The sequence below is a fragment of the Clostridium tarantellae genome, assembly GCF_009295725.1.
Taxonomy (GTDB): domain Bacteria; phylum Bacillota; class Clostridia; order Clostridiales; family Clostridiaceae; genus Sarcina; species Sarcina tarantellae.
In genome coordinates this window covers 1-4,155 of record NZ_WHJC01000291.1, presented here as the reverse complement: position 1 = coordinate 4,155, position 4,155 = coordinate 1, and the positions used below count along the sequence as shown (strand labels likewise).

The window sequence follows — 4,155 nt, the reverse complement described above, 5'->3', positions numbered from 1 at the left end:
ATATATAAAATAAAATTTATAAATTTTCTATGCTAAAATGAAAATTCTTTAAAAAAATAAACACCAAACCATATATTTAGATATTTTTATCTTCTAAAAAATAGTTTGGTGAATAATTCGGGTTAAAATATTAGAAGTAAAAAAATTAATAATCTAAAAGGAATACAAAAAACCAGTAGGTAGTTTTGTTTTTTACACAAAACTATCTACTGTCCCAAATTTATAAATTTATTTTCTAATATTTATTTATTTAAGTTATAATCATGAATATATCTATATAAAGTAGCTCTACTAACTTTTATTAGCTTTGCAAATTCTACCGCTGTAATTTCTTTATTAGTCCATTTATTATAATATTTAATAAACTCTTTAGGTAATTTAGTTTTAGGTCTACCTAAGGTGTTACCACTTTTTGTTCCATATATTCTAGCTTTTTCAATTCCTTCACGAACTCTTTCTACTATAAGTTCTCTTTCCATTTCTGCTACTGCACCTAATATGGTAAGCATAAATTTATACATATCACCATTAGTGTTAAATCCTTCTTTTATAAAATGTACTGTAACATCTTTATCTTTAAAATATTTACAGATATATCTTAAATCATCAACATTTCTTCCAAGTCTACTTATACTTTCACAATAAATATTATCTCCAGCTTTTGAATTTAGCATAAGCTTATTTAATTGAGGTCTTTCTTTATTTTTTCCACTTACTTTGTCTAAATACCTTTTATCTATTTTTATATTATTAAAGACTAATTGTTGACGACGTTCATCTTGTTTAGTTGTACTAATACGTTCATAACTAAAATTCATTATTACTTTTGCATCCTTTTCTTATAAATGTACTTTTGTTTTAAAATAAAATTAAATAAAAATATTTTTTATTAATGTAATTGATTTAAGTATTTCATAAATATTTAAGGAGATGATTAAGTGAAAGGAAAAAAAGTAGTAAAGATACTTTTAATAGGTTTAATAGTTTTAGGAGTTATACTGGGGTTATGTGGTAATAATCGTAAAAATAAAATAGATACTTCAGCAGAAGGAAATCAATTATTTTTAAAAGAAGTTGAAGAATAATTGATTTAAATTTAATAGCAGAAGTTTAAAAAAATCCTTTATATATTCATATTATATGATTTATAAAGGATTTTTTATTAAAGAATATTATTTAGCCAAATCAACTACAATATCATCAAAAACAATTTCTTTTACTTCTTTAGGTTTATTTTCATAAGTTATAGATTTTTCATTACCATTGCTATCAGTTTCAACTCCACCACCTTCTAATCCATTTTCTAGCGTAGCTTTAGGAGTTATTATAAGTTTAGTTGCTCCATTTTTAGCTTTTTCAAAGGTTTTACTCCAATCAATATCGTTATAACTTGTTCCACTGCCTCCATTACCTTCTCCAGTATATATATTACCTAAATCATCTTTAATCTCTAAATCTAAGTAAACAGAAGACCAATTTTTATTTACTTCTTCATTAACCTTTTGGGAATAGGAAATGAATATTGACATAGGATTTATGTTGATTTCTTTTATGGTAGCAGTTATCCCTTCTTTTTCAAAACTTTTATTTATAACTTGTGTATTTCCTTTTTTAGCATTTAAATTAATATCAAAATCCCAGTTTCCGTTAATACATTTAGATTTTTCTTCACCTACAGAAATTTCATTAATTTTAAGTGCAAAATTTATAGAATCTTTAGGATTTTTAACTAAATCATCTGAAGTTAGATTTTGTTGTCCTACATAAGTATTAGTATCAACTTTAACAAATTTAGACATACCACCAAAACCTGAAGTATTTAATCCATCATTCCATAATATATCAGGAAAAAAGTTAATATTTTCCCCAAAATCTTTATCTGTTTTTATAGTGTAAGTTAGATTTAATGTTCTTCCATCAAAAATAGCTTCATTTACTGTTACACTGATGCCATTAGAAACTTTGGTTACATTAATTTCATTAGCATTTTCTTTAAAGTTATCATATAAGCCTGTTTTTCCTTTGTCTAAAAATCTAAATATATCACCAACTATAGGAACATTTTTAGCATAGGCAGGAAAAGTTATTCCAAAGGTTGCAGTTGATACTATTAATACAGTGGCAGCTGCTATACCTTTCATTTTCCATTTGTTTTTCTTTTTAATAGACTTTTTTAAATTATTTTTAATTTTAGTTTTTTCTATATCATTAATTTCCATTTCTTCAAATTCACTTTCATCTATATTTATGTCATTAAATAATTCATATAAATCTTTCATACTACACAACCCCCAATTTAAATTGTATTAATTTTGGTTTTAACTTTTTCTTTCCACGACATATTCTATTATCTACACTAGCCTTTGTAATTCCTAGTGCTAAAGCAATATCTTGAGATTTATTTCCTAAAAAAAATTTTCTTATAAATATTTCTTTATCTAGAGGTTCTAATGTATTAATTACTTTTAGAAGTTCATCTCTATTTTCTATAGTAATAATTTCATCTTCTACAGAATTATTACCTAAATCATTTATATAATCTAAAGTAATTTCTTGCTTTTTTACTTCTTTTCTGTAATAGTCAATAGCTTTAAATTTAGCTATTACACAGAGCCATTTTTTAAAATCTTTAATTTCTCCATTAAATTTATTTGAGTTATTCCATATTGAAAGAAAAATATCATTAATACATTCTTCTATTATTCCATTATTTCCAAGGGGAGAAAGTACTTTATAAGTTATTCCCTTTACTAAAGGTAAATACATATCTACAATAAATTCTAAAGCATCTTCTTTTCCTTTTTTTAATCTTTTTACATAATTATTTTCATTACATGACATAGTAGTCCTCCTATGTTTATTTTTTAAAAGAGTTATTTTATATTTTCATCTATTTTCGTAAAAGCTTTTACACCTTATATAACGTAAGAAAAAAATTTTATTATCATAATAAACAAAAAAATATAAAAAATCTAACATATTTTTTTCTACCATACAATTTAAGCTATAAAACAAAATTATAAAAGAAAAATATGTTAGATTACAATAATTATTTTATAAAAGAAATTTAGATAAAATAAAGCTTTTATATAAAAAATATTAATTTAAATTTGTGAAAAAATTAAATCTTAACAATAAAAGACTATATCTTCCTAAACTATAGATATATTTTAAATTATATCTAAAAATACGAAGATATAGTCTTTTATACATTCTTATTTGATTATAAGAGTATAATTTAAATCTGCACTACATTTATATTTTTTTCCTTAAATCTATTAATTTCAGTAATATCAGCCTCTGATGTAGTTATAATATAAGAAACTCTATTAAGCTCTCCAATAATAAAATTATGATCTTTTCCTACTTTAGTGCTATCAGCAAGTATAATAGTAGGTCCATTGCATCTTTTAAGCATTAACGTATTTATAGCAGTTTCTTGAAGTATAGAGGTACTTAATCCTGATTTTGAACTAATGCCACTTACCCCTAAAAAACATTTATCAGCTGTTATTTTAGATAAAATATTTATAGCATAATCTCCTACCATACATTTCTTTCTTTTATTTACTTCTCCTCCAGTAAGAATTAATTCAATACAAGGATTTTTAATTGATAACAAAGCATTTCCATTGTTAGTTATTACAGTTACATGTTTATCTTCTATAAATTCAAGAATTTGTATTGCAGTAGAACTAGAATTTATAAATATAGTATCTCCATCTTCAATTAAACTAGCAGCATATTTAGCTAAGGATTTTTTTACGGTAAGTTCTTCTTCATAAGTATTATTTATATTTTCATCTTCATTTAAAGAATAATTTACTAACTTAGCTCCACCATAAAATCTTTCTACTAGACCTTCCTCCTCAAAGAATTGTAAATCTCTACGTATAGTAATTGGAGATACATTTAAAGAGTTTGCTAAATCATCCGTTTTTATAGTATGTTTTTCTTTTAATTCATTTAAAATAAATTGTTGTCTTTTTGATATAAAGTCTTTGCTTTTTTTCATAACTCCTCCTATTATTGAAAATCAAGTAAAAAGTACTTGCTTATCAATTTCATATTATATTTTTACTTTAATTATAATTTATTTTTGTAAGTACAAGAGTAAGTTTAACAATAAACTTAAACTAAGTTTTATACTTATAT

At 23.3% G+C, this 4,155-nt stretch carries 5 protein-coding genes; 1 reads left to right on the top strand and 4 read right to left on the bottom strand.

What is annotated here, in order from left to right; all coding sequences use genetic code 11:
- Positions 1 to 242: 242 nt before the first annotated feature.
- Positions 243 to 818, bottom strand: coding sequence for a recombinase family protein (locus GBZ86_RS13330; protein WP_152891422.1), 576 nt, complete (start codon positions 816 to 818; stop codon positions 243 to 245).
- A gap of 120 nt (positions 819 to 938) precedes the next feature.
- Here GBZ86_RS13330 and GBZ86_RS17315 point away from each other — a divergent pair, with 120 nt between their 5' ends.
- Complete coding sequence (locus GBZ86_RS17315) at positions 939 to 1,085, top strand: hypothetical protein (RefSeq protein WP_170272259.1); 147 nt, start codon at positions 939 to 941, stop codon at positions 1,083 to 1,085.
- 87 nt (positions 1,086 to 1,172) lie between these two features.
- Here the strand turns inward: GBZ86_RS17315 and GBZ86_RS13325 are convergent, their stop codons facing one another.
- The 3 genes from GBZ86_RS13325 to GBZ86_RS13315 all read right to left on the bottom strand — a co-directional run bounded on the left by GBZ86_RS13325 (position 1,173) and on the right by GBZ86_RS13315 (position 4,015).
- On the bottom strand, positions 1,173 to 2,279 hold the full coding sequence (locus tag GBZ86_RS13325) for a DUF4179 domain-containing protein (protein WP_152891420.1): 1,107 nt from the start codon (positions 2,277 to 2,279) through the stop codon (positions 1,173 to 1,175).
- A 1-nt stretch (position 2,280) separates the two neighbouring features.
- On the bottom strand, positions 2,281 to 2,841 hold the full coding sequence (locus GBZ86_RS13320; protein WP_152891418.1) for a sigma-70 family RNA polymerase sigma factor: 561 nt from the start codon (positions 2,839 to 2,841) through the stop codon (positions 2,281 to 2,283).
- 397 nt (positions 2,842 to 3,238) lie between these two features.
- Entirely contained in the window at positions 3,239 to 4,015 is a 777-nt protein-coding gene (locus tag GBZ86_RS13315; RefSeq protein ID WP_152891416.1) for a DeoR/GlpR family DNA-binding transcription regulator, read from the bottom strand.
- Between the last annotated feature and the right edge of the window lie 140 nt (positions 4,016 to 4,155).

Coding starts and splice junctions, on each gene's coding strand:
- GBZ86_RS13330 (WP_152891422.1), bottom strand. CDS start 818: ATGAATTTTAGTTATGAACGTATTAGTACAACTAAACAAGATGAACGT.
- GBZ86_RS13325 (WP_152891420.1), bottom strand. CDS start 2,279: ATGAAAGATTTATATGAATTATTTAATGACATAAATATAGATGAAAGT.
- GBZ86_RS13320 (WP_152891418.1), bottom strand. CDS start 2,841: ATGTCATGTAATGAAAATAATTATGTAAAAAGATTAAAAAAAGGAAAA.
- GBZ86_RS13315 (WP_152891416.1), bottom strand. CDS start 4,015: ATGAAAAAAAGCAAAGACTTTATATCAAAAAGACAACAATTTATTTTA.